24 protein-coding genes are annotated in these 24,548 nt (G+C 46.9%); 7 read left to right on the top strand and 17 right to left on the bottom strand.

The annotated features are described in order from the left end of the window. The 3 genes from hflD to OS145_RS07715 are packed head-to-tail and all read right to left on the bottom strand — an operon-like array spanning position 1 to position 2,394. Positions 1–624 (bottom strand): high frequency lysogenization protein HflD, encoded by a 624-nt coding sequence (gene hflD / locus OS145_RS07725; protein ID WP_006955773.1) that lies wholly within the window; start codon positions 622–624, stop codon positions 1–3. After that, complete coding sequence (mnmA, locus tag OS145_RS07720; RefSeq protein WP_006955772.1) at positions 621–1,751, bottom strand: tRNA 2-thiouridine(34) synthase MnmA; 1,131 nt, start codon at positions 1,749–1,751, stop codon at positions 621–623. Before mnmA ends, hflD begins: the two co-directional genes overlap by 4 nt. Before the next feature lie 43 nt (positions 1,752–1,794). Further along, positions 1,795–2,394: a pseudouridine synthase gene (locus OS145_RS07715; RefSeq protein ID WP_006955771.1), complete on the bottom strand. Its 600-nt coding sequence runs from the start codon at positions 2,392–2,394 to the stop codon at positions 1,795–1,797. A 72-nt stretch (positions 2,395–2,466) separates the two neighbouring features. On the opposite strand from OS145_RS07715, the gene OS145_RS07710 reads away from it, so the two are divergent. Together OS145_RS07710 and OS145_RS07705 are read left to right on the top strand one after the other, a co-directional pair. Continuing rightward, positions 2,467–3,270, top strand: a complete 804-nt coding sequence (locus OS145_RS07710) for a hypothetical protein (RefSeq protein WP_006955770.1) — start codon at positions 2,467–2,469, stop codon at positions 3,268–3,270. Between the two features lie 10 nt (positions 3,271–3,280). After that, positions 3,281–4,135, top strand: a complete 855-nt coding sequence (locus OS145_RS07705; RefSeq protein ID WP_006955769.1) for a glucosaminidase domain-containing protein — start codon at positions 3,281–3,283, stop codon at positions 4,133–4,135. On the opposite strand, the gene ttcA is transcribed toward OS145_RS07705, so the two are convergent. The 11 genes from ttcA to OS145_RS07650 all read right to left on the bottom strand — a co-directional run bounded on the left by ttcA (position 4,132) and on the right by OS145_RS07650 (position 14,906). Continuing rightward, complete coding sequence (gene ttcA / locus OS145_RS07700; RefSeq protein WP_006955768.1) at positions 4,132–5,052, bottom strand: tRNA 2-thiocytidine(32) synthetase TtcA; 921 nt, start codon at positions 5,050–5,052, stop codon at positions 4,132–4,134. The genes OS145_RS07705 and ttcA overlap by 4 nt on opposite strands. 64 nt (positions 5,053–5,116) lie before the next feature. After that, entirely contained in the window at positions 5,117–6,043 is a 927-nt protein-coding gene (gene uspE, locus OS145_RS07695; RefSeq protein ID WP_006955767.1) for a universal stress protein UspE, read from the bottom strand. Between the two features lie 78 nt (positions 6,044–6,121). Then, on the bottom strand, positions 6,122–6,784 hold the full coding sequence (locus OS145_RS07690; RefSeq protein WP_006955766.1) for a sulfite exporter TauE/SafE family protein: 663 nt from the start codon (positions 6,782–6,784) through the stop codon (positions 6,122–6,124). After that, positions 6,768–6,950 (bottom strand): cbb3-type cytochrome oxidase assembly protein CcoS, encoded by a 183-nt coding sequence (ccoS, locus tag OS145_RS07685; RefSeq protein WP_006955765.1) that lies wholly within the window; start codon positions 6,948–6,950, stop codon positions 6,768–6,770. Before ccoS ends, OS145_RS07690 begins: the two co-directional genes overlap by 17 nt. Continuing rightward, positions 6,947–9,346, bottom strand: coding sequence for a heavy metal translocating P-type ATPase (locus OS145_RS07680; protein WP_006955764.1), 2,400 nt, complete (start codon positions 9,344–9,346; stop codon positions 6,947–6,949). The genes ccoS and OS145_RS07680 overlap by 4 nt, the downstream gene beginning before the upstream one ends. Then, a complete protein-coding gene (locus OS145_RS07675; RefSeq protein ID WP_006955763.1) occupies positions 9,336–9,833 on the bottom strand; it encodes a FixH family protein in 498 nt (165 codons plus the stop codon). The genes OS145_RS07680 and OS145_RS07675 overlap by 11 nt, the downstream gene beginning before the upstream one ends. 58 nt (positions 9,834–9,891) lie before the next feature. Continuing rightward, the gene (gene ccoP, locus OS145_RS07670) at positions 9,892–10,845 is read right to left on the bottom strand and encodes a cytochrome-c oxidase, cbb3-type subunit III (protein ID WP_006955762.1); all 954 of its coding nucleotides are present in this window, start codon (positions 10,843–10,845) and stop codon (positions 9,892–9,894) included. After that, entirely contained in the window at positions 10,838–11,044 is a 207-nt protein-coding gene (locus tag OS145_RS07665) for a cbb3-type cytochrome oxidase subunit 3 (protein ID WP_006955761.1), read from the bottom strand. The genes ccoP and OS145_RS07665 overlap by 8 nt, the downstream gene beginning before the upstream one ends. Continuing rightward, complete coding sequence (gene ccoO, locus OS145_RS07660; RefSeq protein WP_006955760.1) at positions 11,041–11,664, bottom strand: cytochrome-c oxidase, cbb3-type subunit II; 624 nt, start codon at positions 11,662–11,664, stop codon at positions 11,041–11,043. Before ccoO ends, OS145_RS07665 begins: the two co-directional genes overlap by 4 nt. 11 nt (positions 11,665–11,675) lie before the next feature. Next, positions 11,676–13,112 (bottom strand): cytochrome-c oxidase, cbb3-type subunit I, encoded by a 1,437-nt coding sequence (gene ccoN, locus OS145_RS07655; RefSeq protein ID WP_006955759.1) that lies wholly within the window; start codon positions 13,110–13,112, stop codon positions 11,676–11,678. A gap of 153 nt (positions 13,113–13,265) precedes the next feature. Further along, positions 13,266–14,906, bottom strand: coding sequence for a methyl-accepting chemotaxis protein (locus OS145_RS07650; protein ID WP_006955758.1), 1,641 nt, complete (start codon positions 14,904–14,906; stop codon positions 13,266–13,268). A 135-nt stretch (positions 14,907–15,041) separates the two neighbouring features. Here OS145_RS07650 and OS145_RS07645 point away from each other — a divergent pair, with 135 nt between their 5' ends. Both OS145_RS07645 and OS145_RS07640 read left to right on the top strand, forming a co-directional pair. Then, positions 15,042–15,551, top strand: coding sequence for a fasciclin domain-containing protein (locus tag OS145_RS07645; RefSeq protein ID WP_006955757.1), 510 nt, complete (start codon positions 15,042–15,044; stop codon positions 15,549–15,551). Positions 15,552–15,653: 102 nt separating this feature from the next. Beyond that, the gene (locus tag OS145_RS07640; RefSeq protein WP_006955756.1) at positions 15,654–16,169 is read left to right on the top strand and encodes an SRPBCC family protein; all 516 of its coding nucleotides are present in this window, start codon (positions 15,654–15,656) and stop codon (positions 16,167–16,169) included. On the opposite strand, the gene OS145_RS07635 is transcribed toward OS145_RS07640, so the two are convergent. Together OS145_RS07635 and OS145_RS07630 are read right to left on the bottom strand one after the other, a co-directional pair. Then, the gene (locus OS145_RS07635) at positions 16,140–19,232 is read right to left on the bottom strand and encodes an efflux RND transporter permease subunit (protein ID WP_006955755.1); all 3,093 of its coding nucleotides are present in this window, start codon (positions 19,230–19,232) and stop codon (positions 16,140–16,142) included. The genes OS145_RS07640 and OS145_RS07635 overlap by 30 nt on opposite strands. Position 19,233: 1 nt before the next feature. Then, positions 19,234–20,298 (bottom strand): efflux RND transporter periplasmic adaptor subunit, encoded by a 1,065-nt coding sequence (locus OS145_RS07630; protein ID WP_006955754.1) that lies wholly within the window; start codon positions 20,296–20,298, stop codon positions 19,234–19,236. Between the two features lie 89 nt (positions 20,299–20,387). On the opposite strand from OS145_RS07630, the gene OS145_RS07625 reads away from it, so the two are divergent. Further along, on the top strand, positions 20,388–20,579 hold the full coding sequence (locus OS145_RS07625; protein ID WP_006955752.1) for a zinc ribbon domain-containing protein: 192 nt from the start codon (positions 20,388–20,390) through the stop codon (positions 20,577–20,579). Positions 20,580–20,581: 2 nt separating this feature from the next. Here the strand turns inward: OS145_RS07625 and OS145_RS07620 are convergent, their stop codons facing one another. Next, complete coding sequence (locus OS145_RS07620; RefSeq protein ID WP_006955751.1) at positions 20,582–21,145, bottom strand: FMN-dependent NADH-azoreductase; 564 nt, start codon at positions 21,143–21,145, stop codon at positions 20,582–20,584. 99 nt (positions 21,146–21,244) lie between these two features. Here OS145_RS07620 and OS145_RS07615 point away from each other — a divergent pair, with 99 nt between their 5' ends. Both OS145_RS07615 and OS145_RS07610 read left to right on the top strand, forming a co-directional pair. Then, positions 21,245–22,159: a LysR family transcriptional regulator gene (locus OS145_RS07615; RefSeq protein WP_006955750.1), complete on the top strand. Its 915-nt coding sequence runs from the start codon at positions 21,245–21,247 to the stop codon at positions 22,157–22,159. Between the two features lie 394 nt (positions 22,160–22,553). Then, positions 22,554–24,467, top strand: a complete 1,914-nt coding sequence (locus OS145_RS07610) for an AAA family ATPase (protein WP_006955748.1) — start codon at positions 22,554–22,556, stop codon at positions 24,465–24,467. Positions 24,468–24,548 lie beyond the last annotated feature (81 nt).

Raw genomic sequence — 24,548 nt, 5'->3', positions numbered from 1 at the left:
TTATGCACTCACGCTGAGTAGTTCATTGACGGCCGCCAGCATACGCTTGCGTCCTAATAAAAACTGACGTCGTTTACCACCGACTTGTTGCCATAATACTGCGCTACGTACACCTGATAGAAGCAAGGCTCTAATCAAGTGTTGGTTGGCCTCATGCTTTAATAGTTTAGGATTGCCATTGACTCTTATCGGTTGCCCTAATGGGCTAATCACTTCACGGTAAATCGAAGCGAGACTCGCCGTTATCTGATATTTATCGAAGCCAAACTCATAGTACTGGCGGCCAACCTGATGTAGCCGCTCTGCTAATAAGTTGAGCGACTTTGGCTGATTCAGCAAGCGTCTAGATAGGTGCACCATGCCTACCATGTACCGAGTAATTTCGAGGTCACGCTGGGCATTATTGCGAAACTGTTGGGCGAGTAAAATCAACCCAGGACGAACACCTTCTAAACCGCCATAGACAGCTTCTGTCGACTCTGGTTCCAGGTTAAGTACGCTATTGATAAGGGTGTCCACTACAGCTTCATGATGGACTCGGCCTGTACGTGCGACCTGCTGAACGGCGATTGCGGCTTGTGCCATTCCCGCTAAAGCAACAACCCGCTGTTGCCAATCGTTCATAAACGCACCTCAAAATCGGTAATACGTTGTTCAATAATTCCGCCACCCAGACAGACATCATCGATATAGAACACCGCCGATTGACCAGGCGTTACGGCAGCCACAGGCTCATCGAAAGAAACCGTGATACGTCCATCTGCGGCAGGTGTTATTTGGCAAGCTATATCGGCTTGGCGATAGCGTGTTTTTACCACACACCGCAACGGCTCTGTTATTTCCTCACGATTGACCCAATGTAGTTGGTTCGCTATTAAGCCTTTTGAGAATAGGCGAGGATGATTCTTGCCTTGAGCAACGACGAGTACATTGCGCTCGACATCTTTATCAACGACGTACCACGGATCATCGCCGGCGTCAGCTAAACCGCCAATATGAAGTCCTTTGCGTTGGCCTATGGTGTGGTACATTAGTCCTTCATGATCACCGAGCTCTTCACCATCAACGCTCTCGATCTTACCCGGCTGAGCAGGAAGGTATTGTTGCAAAAAGTCCTTAAACTTGCGCTCTCCAATAAAACAGATACCTGTGGAATCCTTTTTGTCGGCAGTAACTAAACCTTGCTCTTCGGCAATACGGCGCACTTCTGGCTTTTCGAGCTCACCAACAGGGAACAACGTTTGAGCAACGTGCTCGTGACTCAACGTATAAAGAAAGTAGCTTTGGTCTTTGTTATTATCTAAACCGCGTAATAACTGCCACTTGCCATCGTTAAAAGCGCGTCTCACGTAATGACCCGTAGCAATATAGTCGGCGCCCAAGGCTTCCGCTGCAAATTCCAGAAATGCTTTAAATTTGATTTCTTTGTTGCACATGATGTCAGGGTTAGGAGTGCGGCCGGCTTTATATTCGTCTAAGAAATGCTCAAACACGTTATCCCAATATTCCGCGGCAAAATTAACGGTGTGTAGCTCAATGCCCAGTTTTTCACACACGGCCTCTGCATCGGCGAGATCATCAGCGGCGGCACAATATTCATCGTCATCATCCTCTTCCCAGTTCTTCATAAAGAGGCCTTCAACTTGATAGCCTTGTTGAAGAAGTAGGTAGGCGGATACGGAAGAGTCTACGCCGCCAGACATACCGACGATGACTTTGGTTTCACTGGGGTTTTTCTTGGACTCAGTCATGATTTACTGTCTCTGTTACTACACGGAACGCTAGTCGCACAGTTTACCATACTGGGGGCTCTTCGCGCCATTCTCCTGGCTGTAACCCAGCCAACTTAAACGGACCGATTTGCGCACGGATTAATCGCAAGGTAGGCAGTCCTACGTGAGCCGTCATACGACGAACTTGACGGTTTTTCCCTTCAGTGATCGATAAGCTTAACCAAGAATCGGGAACTGTTTTACGCTCACGCACCGGCGGGTTGCGCGGCCACAAACCTATAGGCGCGTCAATAGCAAAAGCTTGTGCCGGCTTGGTAAGTCCGTCGTTTAATTCACAACCATTACGCAATGCCGTTAATTGCGCTTCATCGGGAATGCCCTCAACTTGTACCCAGTAAGTCTTAGCTACTTTATATTTCGGATTCGCAAGACGCGCCTGATAGACGCCGTCATTTGTCAGTAACATTAAACCTTCACTATCCTTATCAAGCCGCCCGGCGGGATAAACGTTTGAATGAGGAACGAAATCTTTAAGGGTGACATCGTCTGGCTCCCCAGAAAACTGACTGAGTACACCATAAGGCTTATTGAGTAGAACAAGTTTCGGGTTTACTGGACGTGGACGCTTCGGACTGCGCTTACGTCGATGTTGAGTGGGCATAAATTTCCTCAGCTACAGAATCGATGGTAAAATCGATGGTTGACGCTAATTATATCAAATGTATAGAGCTTTATGGGGTCGAAATTGCAGCAAAACGAATCAAAAGAACAAATGATTGTGGGCGGAGATTTAGCCGAAGCATTGAAGGGAAACTACCGTGTTCATCCGGTGCAATGGCTAAAGGAAGCGTTTGCTATTACTGGGCGGCATTTTTGGCCTCTGGTAACGGCCATGATCAGCTTTCTCGCAGTACTACTCGTTATCGTCACTGTCATTCAAATTGTGTTGCCGATGTCAGTACTTTCATCTCCCGAAGCGATTAATCAAATGACACCAATTCAAGGCTTAGGCTTAGCCGTGTTTAGTACTGCGATAGCGGCTCCGTTGTTTGGCGGCATTATTCTGATGGGGATACGTCACAGCATCGATATTCCGACCAAGGGCTTGCACATTTTTAAGGGATTTGAAGTGGTGACCTCGCTCATTGCTGCGGGCGTGATCACTACGTTAATTTCACAACTGTTTGTATGGTTGGCTGCAAGCATCTCGCCTTTACTAGGCTATATAGTGACCTTGTATACATCAGCGATTTTTTGTTTAGCGATACCCTTAGTTGTCGAACGCCGCATATCGCCATTGAACGCAATCTATTATTCAATCCGTATTACTCATTATCATTTGCCGTTTTTTATTGCGCTAACATTTGCTTTTTACATGGTTTTTATCATGGGTCTCATTACATATGGGCTATTGCTTTTTGTTTTGATTCCTTATTTAGTAAATCTGTTGGGTTTGATTTATCGCCAAGTCATCGGTGTCAATGTGCGCTTGCAGCCACCCTCTCAATCAAATCAATCCGATGACTGGACTGCTTAAAGGAGTTCAAATGCGAAAAAAATTATTTATTATTTTCTTTATCTTGGTATGTATAGCCGCTTTGTTGTTACCGTTTTTTAGTAAATATGAGAAGCCGACAAGCGACAAAGATATAGTGAGCCACGGTTTGCCTCCAGTGCCAACCCTAAAACCTCGTACAGAGATCCCTAATTTTGACGAGTTTAATGATGTACGAGAGAAAAAGAGGGAGTTTTTTCGCTATCTACTGCCCATCATTGAAGCGGAGAACTTACGTATTCTGCACGAAAGACAACAGCTATTTGCCATCGAGAATGCGTACAGCAGAGGTTTTGAAAACGAACAAGATAAAAGTCAACTCGCTCGTTTAGTCGATTACTACGAAGTTGATCCAACCCTAGATAACGAACAGCAATTTGAAATCCTCAAGCGCCGGGTGGATATTATTCCTACCATGATGGTCCTCGTTCAAGCGGCGAACGAGTCCGCCTGGGGTACATCACGGTTTGCACAAGAAGGGCTCAATTTATTTGGCCAGTGGTGTTATCGCGAGGGTTGTGGACTAGTACCAAGCCAACGACCTGAGGGGATGAATCACGAAGTGGCAAAGTTTGACCACGTGGCGCAATCGGTTCGAAGTTACATGCGCAACATTAATACACATGAACCGTATCTTGAGTTACGTCAGATCCGTGAAGTGATGCGTGATCGAGAGGAGCAAGTACGTGCGATTCCTCTATTAAGCGGTTTGCACAGCTATTCTGAGCGAGGACAAGATTACATTGATGAGCTGAAAGCGATGATTCGGGTTAATCGTCCGATCGTTGAAGCTATTATGGAACAAGAAAACTCGGCGACTCCAGAAGCCGCCGTTTCTTCAAATTAAGCGATATGTGTAATTTTGATAGAGGACATCAACTGTTCATCATCGTCTTCAGGAACGAATGATTGGTCAAAAGAGGGCGCATCGAATGCGGTGTCGCCTTCGTCCGTTTCTAAACCAGTGGCTCGCACCTCATCGAAGTTAAACAACTGACTATCTGCTAGGTGCGATGGCGTCACACTTTGCATAGCAGTAAAGATACTCTCAATACGGCCGGGGAATTGGCGGTCCCATTGATTTAACATTGCCTTGATATTTTTGCGCTGAAGATTTTCCTGTGAACCACACAAGTTGCATGGAATTATTGGAAACACCATCGCCTCAGAATAACGTGCAATGTCTTTCTCCCGGCAAAAAGCCAGTGGTCGGATAACCACGTGTTCGCCATTATCGCTGACTAGCTTCGGCGGCATCGATTTCAGTTTCCCACCATAAAACATATTTAAAAACAGCGTTTCTATCATGTCATCGCGGTGGTGACCAAGCGCAATCTTAGTAGCGCCTAATCGCTTAGCCGTTTTATATAGAATCCCTCGGCGTAAGCGTGAACAGAGTGAGCAAGTAGTTTTTCCTTCGGGGATTTTGTCTTTTACGATGCTATAGGTGTCTTCCTCAACAATTTCGTAATCAACACCGAGGCTATTGAGATAATTGGGTAACACGTGCTCAGGAAACCCAGGTTGCTTCTGATCCAGGTTAACTGCCACAATATCAAAACTGATCGGGGCCACTCGCTTTAGGTACATTAGGGTGTCGAGCAGGGTGTAGCTATCCTTGCCTCCCGAGAGGCAAACCATGATCTTGTCGTTATGCTCGATCATTGAAAACTGCTGAATCGCCTTACCGGTCTCTCTGCGGATGCGCTTTTGCAGTTTATTAAAACCGTACTGTTTTTTCGCTTCAGTGCGATCCGTTTGCATACCCACTCACGCCTATATTGATATCGTCGAAAAATAGGGCGCGATTATAGCGAACCACTGTTTATTATGCCACTGGCGATTTAAAATCAGCGGGCTTTATAGCAAGGACATCACAGTTAAGACGCTCTAGTACATGTTCAGCGGTATTTCCCAACAGCGCCGCCGAAAAGCCAGTCCGTCCTTTCGTCCCTAAAACGACAAGTTCTGCATCCAGTCGTTTAGCTAAGTCGGGAATCACTTGTTCAGGCAAACCTTGTTCGACATGCTGCTGTGCATTAGGTATACGGTATTTACGAGCAAAGTTAGCCATTGCATTTTTGTGATGTTTTTCAAGTTCGTCGCTATATTGAGTCACGTCAAATTCGGGAATCTCTACCGCGACGTTAATAGGTGCCGCCGGGTAAGCATTCACTAAATGCAAGCTTGCATTGAGAACTTCAGTCATTGCTTGAGCGGTGTCTACAACACGGTCATTAAGCTGTTGGTGCTCGTGCTCTTCCGAACCACTGTGTATGGCGGCCAACACTTGTCCATGTTGTGGCCAAGCATGTTCCTTAACCAACAAGACTGGGCAGGGCGCCTTTCTCAGTAAGTGCCAGTCGGTCGGGGTGAATAATAGATTTTGAAAACTCGGTTGAACTTGCGTTGCTTTGACCAACAGATCCGCTTCGAGCTTTTGAACATGCTCGATGATCGCTTCAAACGGGCGGTTATGCCAAACGACAGTAATATCAATATCGAGCCCATCCGTATCAAAGCCCTCTAGTAAGTCGGCAATCCAGGCTCGACGATCAGCGATCAGGTTTGTGCGCATCGTATCGCGTTCATCGCGCGATAACATCGTGGTCATTTCATAAGAGAAATCATAAATAGAGAGGAGTAGGCTGATTTTTGCCTGCGTTAAACGAGCGATATGCAATGATCGGTTTATCGCTTTGTGCTCTTCATCAGCGGGGTCAACCACGACGAGAATCCGTTTAAATCGTTCCATGTTATGCTCCCACACACATAACCAATGATTGTTACCATTAACTTAGCGCAATAATGGATGCTATACCAGTGATCAGCATTAACCCTGTAGCAACGCTTTGATTACGATCAAAAGCGACCATAAACCGTAGAGTAGCATCATGACGCCTAAGGCTGTTCTAACCCCTTGGCTTCTGAATAGCTGAGCAACATGCTGGCTAATTAGTCCCAAACCGATCATCGCGGGAAACGTACCTAAAGCAAATAAAGCCATATAACCTGCACCACTAAAGGCACTCCCCGAAGCCGCTGCGTAACTCAATGCACTGTACACTAAACCGCAAGGTAACCAGCCCCAAAACATGCCCGCAAGGTAAGCAGGTAGTAATCCGTGTTGTCCACGCAATTTTGCGGCGAACGGCTGGAGCTTACGCCATACCGGGCGACCTAATGACTCAAGTTTAACCAGTATTGGCCACCACCCAGCTAAGTATAGGCCTAATAGTATCATCATGGTGGCGGCAAAAATTCTAAGAACAGGGGTCGTGTAGGGCGTGTCGGGGGCGAGTAATGCTACTGCGCCACCCATAATAGCGCCTAACAACGAATAGGATGTAAGACGGCCTAAATTATAAACAAACACAGTTAGGCGGTTCTGATTAACACCCATGGCTGCGGCAAGGCCGCCACACATCGCCAAGCAATGGCCCGCTCCCGCAAGCCCCATCAAAAGAGGAGTAAACCAATTAATCTGATCGGTCATCGTTTGGCTTTTCTTGCTCTTTTTCGTCATCGTCATCCATTAGAATCGTCATACCCTGACGTTCAATGTCTTCAAATTGATTTGAGCGTACAGCCCAAAAAAAGATAACGACAGCTAAAATGACAAACAGGATAGCGACAGGAATTAATGCGTAAATAACACTCATAAACGGTACAACCTTAGTGAGTTTGCCACCACGACTAACGAGCTTAACGACATACCCAATGCGGCCGCCCAAGGCGCAACTAAACCTAACGCAGCGATAGGTAAAATGGTCAGATTGTAGCCTGCTGCCCAGATAAAGTTCTCACGCATAATGATACGCGTTTTTCGTGCCGTTTCGATAACATCCAATACACGTGTTAGTTGGTCATTAAGTAGCACCACATCCGCCGCTGTTTGCGCCATATCGGATGCATGAGCAAAGGTCATTGAAAGATCCGCTTGTGCTAAAACGGGACTGTCATTAATCCCGTCACCGATCATCCAAACAGTATGCTTTTGTTGCTGCAGTGACTTAATGGTATCAACCTTATCAGCTGGCGACTGCTCGCTGAGCACCTCGTCAATGTCCAACTGAGAGGCAAGTGTTTGAGCCCGTGCGTCGCTGTCACCCGTTAACATGATGGTTCGGATACCTTGCAGTTTTAACGCAGAAATGACGTCATGGCTATCCTCTCGCACCTCATCATCTACCTGAAATTCTGCCAACACAGCTTGACGGTTGGCTAAAATAACATTGCTTTGTCGCTTGGGTTGCCAGTTAGGGTGCCAGATTTGGATAAACTCGCAACGACCTAATCGATAGTCGGTGCCAGCAATTTCCGCCAGTATGCCTTGTCCAGGGTAATTTTGAATGGCATCAGGTGATGTGGGTTGATCGCTTAACTGAGATAAGGCGGCCGCAATCGGGTGTTCAGAGCGCTGCTCTAAACCACTTACAATCGCATTTATCATATCGATGTCGGCATAGTCTTCACGCGCGATCAGTTTAAATTGACCGTAAGTGAGTGTACCGGTTTTATCAAACACCACCGTATCAAGGTGTTTTACGCTCTCAAGCAGTTGTGCACCTTTGACTAAAACGTTCATCCGGTTGAGTCGATGCACGGCGCCTGTAATCGATGTGGGCGCGGCTAACGACAGGGCGCACGGACAAGTAGCTACCAATACTGCCAAGGTCACCCACAGGGCATGATCGGGATCAAACCAAGACCACACTAAAAAAGTAACCGCGGCGATCGCAAGCAGCGTCATCACAAAATACTGCGCGATATGGTCAATCGCTTTCTGCACTTTGGGCTTGTCGGCTAAAGCAGCATCTTGCATAGCAACAATGCCAGCCAATACGGTTTGTTGAGCGGTAGCTGTGACTTTAATTCTCAGTGTCGCGCTTTGATTAACCGAGCCTGCTACAATACCGTCACCGGTTGCTTTGGTGACTGGGCGACTTTCTCCCGTCAGCAAGCTTTCATCGACCGAGGCCTTATCGCTCAAGAGAACGCCATCCGCGGGTATGGTTTCGCCAGGTTTAATAACAATAATGTCGTTAATTTTGAGTTGTTTGGCTGCAATATCCTCTAGTCCACCATCATATTCACGGTGCGCCAAGTTGGGCATGTAAGTAAGGCGATTGGTAGAAAATTTGAGAGCCTTTTCTTTGGCTAACAACTCTAAAAAACGACCCGTCAGCAGGAAAAAGGTAAACATCGAGATCGATTCAAAATAGACCTCACCGCGTCCGATAATGACTGCATATAAACTTGCAATGTATGCACCGATTAACGCGATACTGACGGGAACGTCCATGTTAACGCTACCCGCCTGAATACTTTTGAGCGCGCTCTTATAAAAAGGCTGGCCACTGTATAAGATCACGGGAGTTGCAAACACTAAACTGACAACCCACAGATATTGTTGAGTTGTTGGGTCAAGATCGGAAACCACGCCAAAATAAAGAGCGAAGGCAATCATCATGACTTGCATGGTGGCTAAGCCAGCGACACCCAACCGTTTAATAAATCCTTTGCGCCGCGCGTTGATGTTGGCTTCTATTTGGTTCTGCTGAAAGGGTAGAGCTTGATACCCAATACGGGCGAGCCGGGCTATGATATCACTTAACTTGATTATGCTACCGTCCCACTCTATGTGAAGACGTTGGTTACTCACGTTAACGACCGATTTAATCATCCCGGGTGTTTTTGCAAGTTCTCGCTCGATAAGCCATGCACAGGCACCACAGGTGATATTATTCACGGTAAGGGTGGTTTGCTTACTATGATCACCCGTGTTTCGGACAAAATCTGACTGAACGTCAGGGTTGTCATATACGTCGAGTTCTTTGAGTTGCTCGGGTAATAATGGCGTTTGTTGAGGTTTATCTAAATCACGATGTTTATAATAAGCTGTTAAACCATGTTCAATGATGGTTTCAGCGACCGCTTGGCAGCCAGCACAACACACCGCTTTGTCGTCACCTTGGAACGCAACCGATAGCTCGACGCCGTGCGGTATCGGTTGCAAACAGTGAAAACAAACGCCGTCTTCAACGTCAGACGCCATAGAGGTTCGGCTCCAACAACGTGGCTTTGTCTAATGGAAAATAAAACTGTTCACTGACTTTCCAATCAGCACTGTGAGGTGTCACGGTAATCGTGTACTTGCCTGACATGTCAGCAGGTATATCGGTTCGATATACACCATCTGCACCAACCGTCACTTGACGAGTAAAATCTTTAGTGGATTGCGTTGCATGGACAAACTCAACCGTGAGTGCTGAGAGTTCGCTAGGCTGTCCAGACGCATATTGCAACGTGAACTTACCGTCGTGAGCGGTGACATTAAATGAGATTCCCAGTTTTTTTGCTTTTTCTACATGTTCAATGACCGCGTTGATCATTTTGCCGCGTTTATAGTAGTCATCGACTACCATTGAAAAACCACCTTGGGATGCAGAGAGGTAAATAATCGTCGCACACACGCACATGACGGTTACGGGCAGGGCGATTAGAAACCAAGGCCAAAACTGCTTATACCAGGGTTTCTGCATAATAATAATCCTCTTTAACAAAAAACCCCGCCGTAGCGGGGCTTTAAACCAGATTTACTTACTCATCGTGAGACAAGCTGTAAATGTACGCTGAGACAACGTGTATTTTATCCTCTCCGAGAATATCTTTCCACGCTGGCATCACACCGTTTCTTCCGTAATGTAAAGTTTCCTCGATAGTGGCAATAGAACCACCGTACAACCAAACATTATCAGTCAAATTAGGCGCACCTAGCTGCTGGTTACCTTTACCATTTGGACCGTGACACGCTGAACAGACCGCAAAGTTTTTCTTACCTGCGGCAACGAGTTCTGGGTCACGTTCACGACCACTTAGGCTCGCTACATAGTTCGCTAACTCAGTAATTTCCTGATCACTGAACTGCTCACCCCATGCAGGCATGTTGCCTTGACGACCGTTAAGCAAGGTCGTCTTGATGTCGTGCGGAGTACCGCCATATAACCAGTCGTCATCAGTCAGGTTAGGGAAGCCACGTCCGCCCATTGCGTTTGAACCGTGACACTGAGAACAGTTTTGCAGGAATAGGCGCTGGCCCACCTCTAAAGCGTCCTCATTTTTGATCAGCTCTTGAATCGGCGTTTGAGCATAGGCTTCGAAAATTGGACCAAACTCTTCCTCAGCATCACGCACTTCGCGGTCGTACTGAACGATAGAGCCGTCATCTTTTGAAGCTTTCATGGCTGCACGTGACTCAGCTAACGATTGCACATCTTGGTTCGAGCTTTTCCAACCTAATAAACCGTCGAACTTACCAAGCCCCGGATACAGTGCTAAGTAAACAAAGCCCCAAGCAAAACACGCCCAGAACAAGTAGGTCCACCATTTAGGTAGTGGGTTATTGACTTCAACGATGCCATCGAACTCATGGTCCATCTCCTGGCCTTCATCGATGTCCGTATAGTTTTTCATGTTCCAACGCAATAGCCAGATGAGGACAAACAACAACCCCAACGTTAGAACAATGATCCATGCACTCCAGAAGTTACTCATCTTTCTTGGACTCCGGTTTCTCGCTATTTTCGTTAGATGAGGACTCCGACTCATTCTCGTCAAAGATTGAGTTAGCAGCCTCATCAAATTGTTTGTTGGCGCGGCGGCTCAGGTAAACCCAAAGTACGATGGCAATAAAAATTACCAAAATCACGATGGAGAAGAGTCCCCGCCAAGTGCCGTAATCTTCGTAACTCATTCGTTATCCGCGCGTTTCAGAGCGGTCCCGAGTGATTGAAGATAAGCAATAAGCGCTTGCATCTCGGTCTTACCTTGAACAGCTTCTTTTGCGCCAGCGATATCTTCATCCGTATAAGGAACGCCTAATGTACGAAGTGCTTCCATTTTCTTAGCTGTGTAAGCACCATCTAACGTGTTTTCAGCTAACCAAGGGAAGGCAGGCATATTTGACTCAGGTACAACGTTACGTGGATTCATCAAATGCACATAGTGCCAATCATCACTGTAACGACCACCTACACGAGCCAAGTCAGGTCCAGTACGCTTTGAGCCCCACAAGAAAGGGTGGTCCCAAACACTTTCACCTGCCAGTGAATAGTGACCGTAACGTTCGGTTTCTGCACGGAACGGACGAATCATCTGGCTGTGACAGTTAGAGCAACCTTCACGCATGTAAATATCGCGGCCTTCTAACTGAAGTGCGGTGTAAGGTTTCAAACCTTTAACCGGCTCTTGTACTTGGCTTTGGAATAACAGTGGGGTGATCTCTACAAGACCACCAATCGACACTGCGATAATCATCAAAACAGACAACCAGCCAAGGTTCTTTTCTACAAATTCATGTTTTACACGACTCATTGTTATCTCCCTTAGGCTGTTTGTACGACGTTACCTGCGGCAGTCTCACGACGGCCGGCACGGATGGTTTGATAACAGTTGTAAGCCATTAGCAGCATACCTGCGATAATAAACAAACCACCGATAAAGCGGCCCGTCCAGAACGGATATGAAGCTTGTACGCCCTCAACAAAGCTGTAAGTCAAGGTGCCGTCAGCGTTGGTTGCACGCCACATCAAGCCTTGCATTACGCCTGAAATCCACATCGAAACGATGTAGAAAACTACGCCGATCGTGTGTAGCCAGAAGTGCACGTTGACCAGCTTGATACTATGAATTTGTTTCTGGTTAAACAAACGTGGAACTAAGTAGTACATTGAACCGATAGTAATCATCGCAACCCAACCCAAGGCACCTGAATGAACGTGACCAATGGTCCAGTCCGTGTAGTGCGATAGGGCGTTTACAGACTTGATCGCCATCATCGGGCCTTCGAAAGTCGACATGCCGTAGAACGATAGAGAAACAATCAAGAAACGCAAGATGGGGTCAGTACGCAGTTTGTGCCATGCGCCAGACAGGGTCATAATCCCGTTGATCATGCCGCCCCAAGAAGGTACGAACAAGATTACAGACATCACCATACCCACTGATTGAGTCCAATCTGGAAGCGCAGTGTAATGAAGGTGGTGAGGACCTGCCCAAATATAAAGTGAGATAAGGGCCCAGAAGTGAACAACCGACAAACGGTATGAGTAGACAGGGCGCTCAGCTTGTTTAGGTACGAAGTAATACATCATACCCAAGAAACCGGCTGTGAGCAGGAAACCTACCGCATTGTGTCCATACCACCACTGAATCATGGCGTCGACCGCACCCGAGTAAATTGAGTACGACTTAACGAAATTGACTGGAATCGCCATGCTATTCACGATATGTAGCATCGCGATAACCACGATAAAGCCACCGTAGAACCAGTTTGCAACATAGATGTGCGAGGTTTTACGAATCGCTAACGTACCGAAGAATACGATTGCATAAGCAATCCACACAACGGCAATCAGGATATCAATCGGCCATTCAAGCTCAGCATATTCCTTTGTGGTGCTTAAGCCCATGGGCAATGTGATGACTGCCGCCACGATAACAGCCTGCCAACCCCAAAATGTAAACGTTGCTAAGCGGTCCGAGAACAGCTTGGTTTTACATGTCTTTTGAACAACGTAGTAAGAGGTTGCAAATAAAGCACTGGTACCAAAAGCAAAAATAACGGCATTGGTATGAAGTGGACGAAGGCGAGAGTAGGTAAGCCAAGGCGTATTGAAGTTCAGCTCAGGCCACACAAGTTGTGCAGCAATAAGCACGCCCAAGCCCATGCCGACGATACCCCAAATAATGGTCATGACAGTAAACTGCCGAACGACCTTCATATTATATTCGATCGGTTGGTTTTGAAGTGTTTCACTCATCTTGATATTCCGCGGTGATTGAGTTCAGGAAAAAGACGACTTTTACCCGCTTACTTATAAAAGTCAGCTCCCTTGTAAAAGTGCCAATAGTTTACACCTTACGGCTATAAACGTACAGAGGACATATTAACAATATCCCCATAAACTAAAAGGCTATTTTACGCGAAACCGCCGTATCATTTGACTCAAATCAACGCTGTTTTTAATAAGTGAATCAGACACTTGTTTTACCTGTTGGCTCGCGTCTTTAGTATCATGTGTCAGCGTACTTATCGACGTTATATTCTGACTAATGTCTTGCGTTACACGGCTTTGCTCATCCGTTGCAGACGCAATTTGTACATTCATTCCTGAGATATTTGCGACAGCCTCTTGGATCTGACTAATGGCTTGTTCGGCTTCGATGGTTTCACCGCGGGTTTGCTCAGAACTTGATTCAGCTTCGCGTATAATATTCGTTACATCACTAATGGCGCGCTGAATGTTGTCGACAATGCTGCCAATTTCATCCGTCGATTTCTGTGTCTTGGTCGCCAACTGCCTAACTTCGTCTGCAACCACAGCAAAGCCCCGTCCCGCTTCACCCGCTCGAGCCGCTTCAATAGCGGCGTTTAACGCAAGCAAGTTGGTTTGCTCAGCAATTGTGATAATAACATTCAGAATGTCGCCAATCTCCTTAGAACCTTCCGTCAAGGTTTTTGCATGTTGATTGGCTTGATTCAAACGTTGTGTCAACTCATCAATGTTCTGAACGGCGCGCCGAACTGTGGTGGCTGAACGACCCGATTGCTCATCCGCGACACTGGCTGATTCCGCTGCTTCGCGCGCATGATCTGCGACTTCGCCGGCGGAAGATGTAAGCTCATTGACGGCTGTAGCAACGGCTTCGGTTTGTTGGCTTAAGCGCTCGGTTTGCGAAGAACTCGAATCACATAATTTTGCCAACTGCTCAGCTGCCGCCTGCTCAGCGTCAACCGAATCCTGCACATTGGTGACAAGCTGCTGGATTTTATGAACAAAGGTATTGAATGACTCAGCCACTCGAGTGAGTTCGTCATTGCCTTGAGTCTCAAGTCGTTTGGTGAGATCACCGTCACCTTCGGAAATATTTTCCATCGCTTGATTAATGGCTTTTAATGGACGCACGATACTTCGAATAATTAATAAAAAGAGAACGAGCAATGGCACGGATAGAAATATCGCCAGTAACACTAGCTTAAAGAATTGCGCCCAAAGTAGGGCGGCGATGTTATCAACGTATTGGCCGGTGCCGACAATCAAGTTCCATGGCTGAAAAACTTGCACTCGACTGATCTTATCAACCAAATTATTCTTATCGGCACCTTTTTGCCAAATATATTCAACCGTTGCGCGATCTTGATTTTTTACCCCGTCCACCATTTGTTGAAATAGCCGCGTACCGTTGGGATCTTTGTAATCGAGTACATTTGTCCCAACAAGCTGCTTAGCAAACGGATGTTGCACCATGTCACCGCTACGGTTGATGGTGAAAATATATTCTTCTCCCTCGTAGCGGATTTCATTAAGACGGGCAAACGCGCGTTGTTTGGCTTCAGTTTCCGTCAGTTCACCTTGTTCTTGAAGACTATGATAGTAGCCTATAACGCTTATCGCAGAATCCAGCACGGCATCTAGTTTGTGTTTTTCCTCATCGACAAATACACCACGCAGAATAAACATCATAAAGGCAACCATCAGTGCGGTGCCAATAGCTGCGATGCCGAGTAGGGCAATGAGTCGTTGAACGATCGAGTAGCGATTGAGTATAGCCATGTTTGCTCCAGTGCAGATAACGCTTCCTAAATAGGTTTATCGGCAAAATTACAGAACATTTACAGTTTTATTTTTAATCGAAATCAAACACGCCGTCGTATTATTCGATGCCCTAATTATTCGAGGAGGCATATTATGTTTCGTAAATTCATGTTTGCAGTAGTAGGCGGTGTACTCGCATTTTCATCAACCCAAGCGTTGGCCGATCATCATGGTGGTAAAAAAGAGATGAAAGGTGATTGGGATATTGTACAAATTGCATCTAAAGATCCGCAGTTCTCAACCCTAGTCACGGCTATTAAAGAAGCCGGTTTAGTAGGCACATTAAAAGGTGACGGTCCATTTACCGTGTTCGCACCGACTAATGATGCGTTCGCGGAGCTGCCAGACGGCGCACTTGACGAGTTGCTTAAAGACAAAGATAAGTTGCGTGCGGTACTGACTTATCACGTAGTACCTGGCAACATTATGAGCGCAGACATCAAAGGTAAAACCACCGATGTAGAAACCGTTGAGGGCTCTACTATTGCCGTTGATGCAACAAATGGCGTGATGATTAATGACGCGATGGTGATTAAAGCGGATATCAAAGCTAAAAATGGCGTGATCCACGTGATTGATGCCGTGTTAATGCCTGGTCAATAAGTCCAGCTTTGACCCCTTAGAAAAAAAAGCGGCAATGATATTGCCGCTTTTTTTATGTCCGCTATGCTATGCTCGTTCAATTAAAATATTAACGAGATAACTATGCGAAAAACCACACACTTGTACTTCCTAGTGAGCGCGTTATTCTTATCACCTTTTGCTTCGGCAGACGTTGTATCAAGCGACAGTACGGGTTTTCATATCAAACAAACGCATCGCTATGAAGACGGCGCGACAAATGCATATCGAGTATTTGTCGATGACATTGATAGCTGGTGGCCTGTTGATCACACTTGGTTTGGTGCAGACGGCACGCTGACAATTGACCCTGTCGCCGGCGGCTGTTTTTGCGAGATAGCAGGGGATAGACAAGCTCAACATATGACCGTTGCCTATGTCGATCCCGGCCGTGTACTTCGTCTCACAGGCGGCTTAGGTCCGCTGCAGGGATTGGGGTTAAACGGTACGATGACCTTGACCTTCAGCGATAGTGAGTTAACGCTGGAGTATATCGTTAGCGGATACCCCAGCGTTGATCTTACCCAACTTGCGCCGGTTGTAGACAAGGTCTTGTCGCTACAAATGAGCTCATTTACTGAGTTTACTTCGCAAGAATAGTGCCGTTAATGCCGGTAATGTCGTTACTGTAACAATGGCCGCCCCCATTAAGCCAAACATCACGATGGTGCCGACGCCGCGATAAAGCTCGGTACCTTCACCCGGAATAAAGACCAAGGGTGCAATGCCGCACAATGTTGTGACCGTCGTAATCGCGATAGGGCGAATACGGCTTTTTAATGCACCGCTAAGCGCGTCTTGAACCGAGCAGTGTTGCTGTTTCTTCAAAAACAGCGTGCGCTCGACAACAAGTATAGGGTTATTGATCACGGTACCCATCAAAATCAGAAAGCCCAACATTGTAATCATGTCGAAGGGTTGCTGAAATAGGCCAATTCCATTAAGCAGGGCTAACCCCGCGATACCTGCACTTATCCCCATTGGAATGGTTGTCATGATGAGCAACGGGTGGCCCCAGTGCGCAAAAATCGCAACCATCAGCAAATAAACAATCGCCACGGCCAGTAGATAGTTTTCCATTAACGCGGACTGGGTTTCGGCGAGCTGGTCCGCTGCACCTGACAACTGCGTGGTCATGTCCTTAGGTATGACTCCTTGTTCACGCAAATAGCCAATCACATCGCTGCGAACTTGCTCGACACCTTGCTCTAAGGCAACCGATTCAGGTGGAATGATATTTAAAGTGACAGTGCGACGACTATCGACGCGTCTTACAGTACTCGTATCTACCGTTTCCACAATATCAGCAACTGATGATAAAAATACTGGCCGTCCATCGCGTTGAATGACTGGCAGGCTATCGAGATCTGACGGTTTTACTGACGTTGCCTGATCACTGAATAGATACATATCAATTTTGTCATCCCCCCGAAAGAACTCACCCACAAAGGCACCGTCTGAAAGGGAAGCTACAGCACTGCCAAGCACCTCAGCACTGATATCCAATTCGCTCAAGCGGTCCCAGTCCGGCTTTACTTCAATCAGTGGCTGCGCCAACGTTAATGCATTGGGTGTTGTTTGAATTCGGGGCCGCTTAAACACTACCTGACTGCGTTGATATATTGCGCGCGCAGCCGCGTACAAAGGTGCAAGCTCGTTACCCGAGACATCGACATTAATGCTCCGCGTGCCACCATCATTACTACTGATAATCGAACCTTTCGCAGCAAACGCGCGCATGCCAGGGTAACGTTCATAGACTTCAGTGATGCGCGCCATGAGCTCATCGATGCGGTCGGGATCACGGGTTTCTGCAATAATACGCATATTGGTCGGCTGCACACTGTAGGAAATTGTTTTAAGTGCGGGGATAGTAAGCCCGCTCCGTTTAACTTCAGTGTTTTCTGTGACCAATGCAGGATCAAAAATATCGCGGATCTCTTTAGCGATATTCGACATGGTAGATAGGTTGTAACCCGGTGGCGCTGACATCGTCGCGAAAGTCTTAGCTTCTTCACCTTCCGGCAGATATTCAGCAGGGGGCATTAACCACCACCAAATACCAACAACAACGACCGTAGTAATTCCCACTGTGGTTAAACTACGGCCTCGGTGCTTATATAGCTTTTCAGCACGTGAAGTGATGGCATCTGCCCAATCCATATTTTGCTTTTTAAGTGGTGGAGGAAACTGAGCGGCTAGTAGTGGAACCAGTGTGACGGAGAGGATCATCGACGCAACGATCGCTGATGAAATTGCTATTGCGACATCAGAATATAACTGTCCGGCTTCCTGTTGAATAAATAGAATGGGTAAAAAGACCAACACCGTTGTCAGTGTCGATGTGAGTACTGCGGTCCAAACCTGCTTGACGCCATCAATCGCCGCCTGCATAGGCTTTTTATTTTGCCGCCGCTCATGTTCAATGCTCTCTAATACTACGATCGCATTGTCGAGTGTCATTCCGAGTGCGAACGCGATACCTGCAAGCGAGATTACATTTATCGTGCGATCAAGCAGCAGTAAACCAATAAATCCGGCAAGGGTACAAATAGGGATGCCAATTACCGCCATCATAGTGCCGCGGAAAGTACGCATAAACGCGTACATGACTATTGTAGCGAACACCGCACCGATCAACAGGTTCACTAATACATTCGAGATTGACTGTTCGACATACCGTACATCATCGGAATTTAAGATAATCTCCATGCCCGCAGGGCGCAGTAATTCTTGGTTAATACGCTCCACTTCATCAAGCATGGCATACTTAATATCGATAACATTACTGCCACTCTCGCGCTGCACCTGAAGACTCAGCACCTGATTATCTTTAAACCACGACTCGCTACGCAGTTCAAAATGGGAGAGGGTGATAGACGCGACATCGCTCAAGCGCAAGAGTTGCTGCCCGTCACGACGAATAATGGTATCGCCGATGTCCTCTAATGCATCGTAGCGCCCCGTTGTGCGGAGCAGATATAGCCGTTTACCTTGCTCTAAATCGCCGGCAGAGGTGTCCTGATTTCGAGCGCGCAGCACGCGTTGTACGTCAGCAACCGACACGTTGTGTTGAACCAGTGCTGCATCATCAAGCTGGATTCTAACTTGCCGTTCAGCACCGCCGCTCACCTCAACTTGCGACACGCCGGCAACCGATGACATGCGCGGTCTTACATTGTCTTCGATGTAATCTCGCATCATTATCATGTCGAGTTGCTGCGGATTCCCTTCAATAGGCGCTACTCGGAAGTACATGAAAGCATTACTGGAGAATGACGCTGCAAAAATCTTAGGTTCATCGACATTCTCTGGGTAATTTGGCACTTGAGTTAACGCATTGTTAACTAGTATTAATGTTTCGGCAATGTTAACCGAGTATGGAAAGTCCAATTCAATGGTTGCTTGCCCGGTACTTGCCGTGCTTTCCATGCGCTGTAAGTTCGGAATCGTTCTTAAAAACTCTTCCTGCTCAATGAGGATTTCCTTTTCAATATCTTGCGGTGTTGCGCCTGGCCACTGTGTCTGAACACTGATGGTTCTGACTTCAAGGTCGGGGATCATCTGGATAGGAATGCGAAACGCTGCCGTGATACCAAGTAGACAAAGGATCAGGACTGCAACGATAGTCGTATGCTTATGTCGGATGAGCCATTCAATCATATTAATCACCCGACACGATGGAAACTTTTTCACCATCGTTCAACGATTCATTTCCACGCACAACAACCTGCGCAGTTTCAGGTAAACGTTCTTCAATGGCTATAAAGTCGCCAAAGCGATAGGTCACGTTAACAAACTGCTGCTTTGCGATCGTTTGATTACCGTTGCTCTCAACCAGCCAAATCGACGTTCGACCATCACTGTAGCGTATCAGCGCATCCTTGTTTATTACCGTGCTAGGCTCTGACAGCTTTATATCAAATTGAACATCAACGGGCATACCCACATAGAGCGAATCGCTAGGCAGTTCGCTGATACGAACCCTAAAAGCGCGTTCACTGTTAGTAGTCGTCGGAACAATATCCGAAATGGACGCATCGTAGTGCCGTACATCGCCCGATAGATCCTTGCGAATGACGGATACTTCGGTCGTTTTATCTACATAAGGCAAGTAACGGAAAGGTAAGAAGGCATCGACATACAGCTTATCTAAACGTGTTAGCTCAAACGCCGCCGTACCCGGCGTTACCCATTCACCCAAATCAATGTAGCGCGCCGATACAACGCCATCAAACGGTGCTTTTAACGAATGAAACTCAAGTTGAACTTGTGCACGCAGCAATGCCGCTTTACGGCTTTCTAATTCGGCGCGCGCCATGTTGAGCGCCGCACGAGCGCGTCTAAGCTCACTTTTTGCCACGGATTGACTCTCAGTGAGTGCGTTCAGTTCATCAAACTGTTGTTGTTGATCATCCAACGTCGCTTGGCTTGCGCGCACTTGCGCACTCAACTCAGTCAACTGTGCTTCGCTTTGTTGCTTATCGAGTTCCGCGATGGTGTCACCCTGAGCCACTTTGGCGCCGACGTCAACGTTGTGGGCTTTAAATAGACCTTCAACAGCAAAACTCAGCTGGCTTTGCTCAAGTGTATTGACCACCGAAGGTACACGCACTTCTTTTATCGGTGCACGAAAGTGAGCCTTATCAACGGTAACTTGCGTATCTTGTGCTACAGTCAATGTAGGCATCAGCAGTAGCGATGCCAGTAGAAAAGTGTAGGATTTCATGACAGCCTGCGTTGGTGACTTGATTGACTTGTATACGAGCGATATAACGCAGTTGGATTCAATTATCGGCGATAAATAGAGGCGTAGCGATGAGCTTAGCGGATGCACGGACATTTGAATGCCCATATTGTATGGCGATTAATGAGCTAGAGCTGGATTGGCTAAATGACTTGGGTACGCGACAAATTGTCGACTGTCAGATTTGCTGTCAGCCGATAGAATTAGAGATCTTACAAATAGGAGACGACGCGCAACTGATTGCGCGCCGCGATGACGAATGAGCTTATAACTGTTCGATTTGCTCGGCCGCGTTCTTAAAGCCTTGCTCGCGTGCTTCATCACCCATGTTCATGCCTTCTGCACGTACGACCTCGACATCCGTGATGCCAATAAAGGCGAGGGCATGTTTTAGGTAACTCTCTTGGTGATCAAGTGCTGTGAGATCACCCGTTGAATACACACCACCGCGACCTGAGGCAATAATCGCTTTTTTGCCCTTAAGCAGCCCTTCAGGACCTTGCTCGGTATACTGGAAAGTCACACCGGCTTGTAAAACACGGTCAATCCATGCTTTCAACTGAGACGGAATAGTAAAGTTGTACATCGGTGCACCAATCACGAGTACATCAGCTTCTTGTAACTGGCTTACGTACTTGTCGAAATGCGGTTTTTCTTCAGCCAACAACTCTTCTGCTGTTAGATGACCAAGCGGGGCTTGAATAAGGTCAACATGGGTGACGCGTGCGTTCTGATTGCTTGCTTTTAACTGCGCTACCACATCGGCGCTGAGCTTACGGCTGACTGATTGCTCGACGAAAATACCAGAATCTACGTGTAAAATGTTCATAAACCACCTCCAATTATTTGATACTGCTATTGTATGGTGTTCCATAAAATTAAAAAGATGTCTAAAATGAGAACTCTCGTTCCATAATTGGTACACCGTATGGCGCTTCCGGATATCACTAACTATTATTTATTCGCCAAAGTGGTTGAGGCTGGCAGTATTTCATCTGCGGCTCGGGCGTTAAGCTTGCCCAAAGCCACGGTGAGCCGGCGATTACAACAGCTTGAGACAGAGCAGGGCATGCGTTTGTTTAATCGGTCTCAATCGGGGATTCGGCTTACCGATGTGGGCGAAGCATTTTTATTGCATTGCCAACAACTGGTCGAAGCCGCAGAAAGTGCACAGCAAGTTACCCAGCGCTTATTAGAAAAGCCACGCGGTCGAGTCAATTTCAGTGCGCCTTATGCATTAAGCCAAAGTTTACTTGTGGATGTATTGCCCGAGTTTATGACACTGTATCCAGAAATAAACATTAATTTAGTCGTGACTAATCGCCCGATTAACTTAATTGATGAAGGCATCGATGTTGCTTTACGGGTGCGTCCAAATATTGAGGACTCGAGTTTAATTGCACGTCCATTGAGCGAATCGCCACTGACATTATTTGCCGCACCGGCATTGCTAGAACAACACCCAATAAACGAGCCTAGCGACTTATTAGCACTGAATCATTTGTCTTTGCATTACACCAGCGGTCAGTATCGTTATTTGTTGACCCACGAGAAAGGCGAGCAGCAAACCATTAAATTTGAGCCACGCCTTATTACCGACGATATGATTGTTTTGCGTGAATCGGCTATCAAGGCACAAGGTGTAACCGCATTACCAACTTACTTATGTAATGAAGCCGTACAAAACCAACAACTAGTGCAGGTGTTACCCGAATGGACATTGCCAGTGGGCATTATGCATCTCACGTATCCACACCGACGCGGATTACTGCCAGCGGTACGCGTGTTGATAGATTATCTTACCGAAAACTTACCCAAACGCGCCGAACTATTTAATTACTGACAGCCATACGCAGGGCGGCGCTCACGTAAAAATGTGAGCACTTCACCTAGCTCTTATGCTGATATACCTCTGATTTAACATAATATACATTATACGCAATCATTAATATGGTAGTTTGGGGCGGTCGATATGCGGCTTCGCTCGCTCGGCCCTTGCCGTAGTCGATTTAAGGATTTCGACTCTAAAATGTGCCTGTTTATTCAGGCGCTGCTACGTGAAATTTTGTCCAGTTTTGGCTGTTATGTATCGCAGATTTTGCGTACGAGCTTTAGCAATATCGTCGTGCTATTAGCTAACAGCTAAAGCCAACCTGTGCTAACATCGGTCGATTAATTTCATCTAAGATTGTTGTGGTCATATCTAAGCTGGCCATAGGATAAGGAACTCGATTTATATGCAGCTGAGCGCTTCGCAACTAACTCCTCAAACACACACATGGTTATCGCAACGGCCGAAAGAATGCAGTTCACAATTGCTTGTCGGTCAACAGCGTGCCTTAAACGGTTTAACGGCCGCTTTACGGCAAACGGGAGCTTACGGTCATTGTTTTGCGATCGTACCTCGTGGGTTTAATCATAGAGAGGTATTTGATGAGTGTTTTGCGACGACCACATGGCAACACAGTCGGTGGTTTGATTGGCTTTATTTAGCTGACCCGGACGATGCGTTGCGCCCGCTGTGTGTCAATGTGCCATCGGGTAACGCGTTTGCGGTAATTGGTGCGTTACAACACATCTTGCAGCAACCGCTCGACCAGCGCGATGACCTTGTTGAAGAACTCGTTACGTCGTTCGATACGCGCGCTCTGCGCGACTATATCCAACGTGTTAAACAAAAAACCTTTGATGATTTTGCGTCCGACCAATTTGCGACAGTGATTGTCGGACATGAGCACCCTGCTCCTTATTATTATTGTGATCGGGTATCAGAATCGCAGTTATTCGGCCAAATGGGTGTACAGTCCATTGGTGGCACTGTGCGTTCAGATCTTCATCTTTTAGAGCCCGGTTGGATTCTAAAAGCCAATGGCGGTGTGCTAGCCATCGATATTGATGCTTTGTTGGACCAACCGGCAATGTACAAGCGCTTAAAAGAAGTGCTTAAGAGTGGCTATTTTGAGTGGCCGCAGCCCACCATGGAAGCGGGAGCCGCTTATTTTTATCGTCCAGAGCCGGTACCTATCGATATAAAAATTATCTTGGTGGGAAGCCGCAGCAGTTATGCGACGCTCACTGACTATGACGACGACTTCAGCGATCTATTCCCGTTTTTAGCGGACTTTCAGTCGCGTTACGACACAACACAGCAGCCCGTTTCAGAATATTTTAAATTCCTCGACTATGTATGGGATGTTGCCGACGTATTGCCATTAACCGAAGACGCATACGCCGCTGTGCTAACGGAGTTGTCGCGCTGGGCTGAGCATCAACATGAACTGAGCTTAGATGCCATCGCCCTCCTTCAATTGCTTAAACAAGCGAATGCCGTTGCCTCACACGAGGAAAAGACACAAATAGACAGTGACAGCATACGTAGTGCCGTGAAACACCAACGTGAGCGCGGTGGTTATATAGAAGAAGTGAGTCGGCGCAGTATTCTAAATAACGAAGTCCGTATCGATACTGCGGGTAAAGTCGTGGGTCAGGTGAACGGTTTAACGGTCGTCAGTGTCGCTGGCGTGGAGTTCGGCGAGCCATCGCGGATCACGGCAACCATCCATTATGGCGATGGCGATATTATCGATATCGAACGCAAATCGGAGCTCTCGGGTAACATTCACACAAAAGGTGTGATGATTTTGAGCGCTTATTTAGCACATCATTTTGCCCGTCATGAACCCATGTCGGTTTCTGCTACGGTGGTATTTGAACAGTCTTATCATGAGGTCGACGGTGATAGCGCCTCCTTAGGTGAGCTCTGTTGCTTAATCAGTGCGCTTGCTGATGTCCCCTTCAAGCAATCAGTTGCGCTAACCGGCGCTATTGACCAGTTTGGTCAGGTGCAAGCGATTGGCGGTGTTAATGAGAAAATCGAAGGCTTTTTTGATTTATGCGCGTTGCGTGGCTTAGATGGCAATCATCGTGTATTAATCCCCAAGTCGAACCAAAAGCAATTAGTGTTGAGACCCGACATAGTCCAAGCGGTCGAACAAGGTCAGTTTCATATCCATACCGTTGACCACGTTGATGAGGCGTTGTCATATTTATGTGATATGCCTGTGAAAGACTTATATCGGCAAGTCAAACTAAACGCACATCATGAACAAGAATCGGAGAATCGTTCATGGTGGCAACGCTGGTTTAGTTGATTCAAAGCACCCACTTCCACTAATCGGAGTTGTTTAGCGTACAGCTGTACGCTAAACTGCAATCTGATTTCAGTGGTATAC

Origin of the sequence: Idiomarina baltica OS145 (assembly GCF_000152885.1) — a bacterium.
Classification (GTDB): Bacteria; Pseudomonadota; Gammaproteobacteria; order Enterobacterales; family Alteromonadaceae; genus Idiomarina; species Idiomarina baltica.
The sequence above is the reverse complement of the archived record's forward strand: the minus strand, read 5'-3'. Positions and strand labels throughout refer to the sequence as shown.

Coding starts and splice junctions, on each gene's coding strand:
- hflD (WP_006955773.1), bottom strand. CDS start 624: ATGAACGATTGGCAACAGCGGGTTGTTGCTTTAGCGGGAATGGCACAA.
- mnmA (WP_006955772.1), bottom strand. CDS start 1,751: ATGACTGAGTCCAAGAAAAACCCCAGTGAAACCAAAGTCATCGTCGGT.
- OS145_RS07715 (WP_006955771.1), bottom strand. CDS start 2,394: ATGCCCACTCAACATCGACGTAAGCGCAGTCCGAAGCGTCCACGTCCA.
- OS145_RS07710 (WP_006955770.1), top strand. CDS start 2,467: ATGGGGTCGAAATTGCAGCAAAACGAATCAAAAGAACAAATGATTGTG.
- OS145_RS07705 (WP_006955769.1), top strand. CDS start 3,281: ATGCGAAAAAAATTATTTATTATTTTCTTTATCTTGGTATGTATAGCC.
- ttcA (WP_006955768.1), bottom strand. CDS start 5,052: ATGCAAACGGATCGCACTGAAGCGAAAAAACAGTACGGTTTTAATAAA.
- uspE (WP_006955767.1), bottom strand. CDS start 6,043: ATGGAACGATTTAAACGGATTCTCGTCGTGGTTGACCCCGCTGATGAA.
- OS145_RS07690 (WP_006955766.1), bottom strand. CDS start 6,784: ATGACCGATCAGATTAATTGGTTTACTCCTCTTTTGATGGGGCTTGCG.
- ccoS (WP_006955765.1), bottom strand. CDS start 6,950: ATGAGTGTTATTTACGCATTAATTCCTGTCGCTATCCTGTTTGTCATT.
- OS145_RS07680 (WP_006955764.1), bottom strand. CDS start 9,346: ATGGCGTCTGACGTTGAAGACGGCGTTTGTTTTCACTGTTTGCAACCG.
- OS145_RS07675 (WP_006955763.1), bottom strand. CDS start 9,833: ATGCAGAAACCCTGGTATAAGCAGTTTTGGCCTTGGTTTCTAATCGCC.
- ccoP (WP_006955762.1), bottom strand. CDS start 10,845: ATGAGTAACTTCTGGAGTGCATGGATCATTGTTCTAACGTTGGGGTTG.
- OS145_RS07665 (WP_006955761.1), bottom strand. CDS start 11,044: ATGAGTTACGAAGATTACGGCACTTGGCGGGGACTCTTCTCCATCGTG.
- ccoO (WP_006955760.1), bottom strand. CDS start 11,664: ATGAGTCGTGTAAAACATGAATTTGTAGAAAAGAACCTTGGCTGGTTG.
- ccoN (WP_006955759.1), bottom strand. CDS start 13,112: ATGAGTGAAACACTTCAAAACCAACCGATCGAATATAATATGAAGGTC.
- OS145_RS07650 (WP_006955758.1), bottom strand. CDS start 14,906: ATGGCTATACTCAATCGCTACTCGATCGTTCAACGACTCATTGCCCTA.
- OS145_RS07645 (WP_006955757.1), top strand. CDS start 15,042: ATGTTTCGTAAATTCATGTTTGCAGTAGTAGGCGGTGTACTCGCATTT.
- OS145_RS07640 (WP_006955756.1), top strand. CDS start 15,654: ATGCGAAAAACCACACACTTGTACTTCCTAGTGAGCGCGTTATTCTTA.
- OS145_RS07635 (WP_006955755.1), bottom strand. CDS start 19,232: ATGATTGAATGGCTCATCCGACATAAGCATACGACTATCGTTGCAGTC.
- OS145_RS07630 (WP_006955754.1), bottom strand. CDS start 20,298: ATGAAATCCTACACTTTTCTACTGGCATCGCTACTGCTGATGCCTACA.
- OS145_RS07625 (WP_006955752.1), top strand. CDS start 20,388: ATGAGCTTAGCGGATGCACGGACATTTGAATGCCCATATTGTATGGCG.
- OS145_RS07620 (WP_006955751.1), bottom strand. CDS start 21,145: ATGAACATTTTACACGTAGATTCTGGTATTTTCGTCGAGCAATCAGTC.
- OS145_RS07615 (WP_006955750.1), top strand. CDS start 21,245: ATGGCGCTTCCGGATATCACTAACTATTATTTATTCGCCAAAGTGGTT.
- OS145_RS07610 (WP_006955748.1), top strand. CDS start 22,554: ATGCAGCTGAGCGCTTCGCAACTAACTCCTCAAACACACACATGGTTA.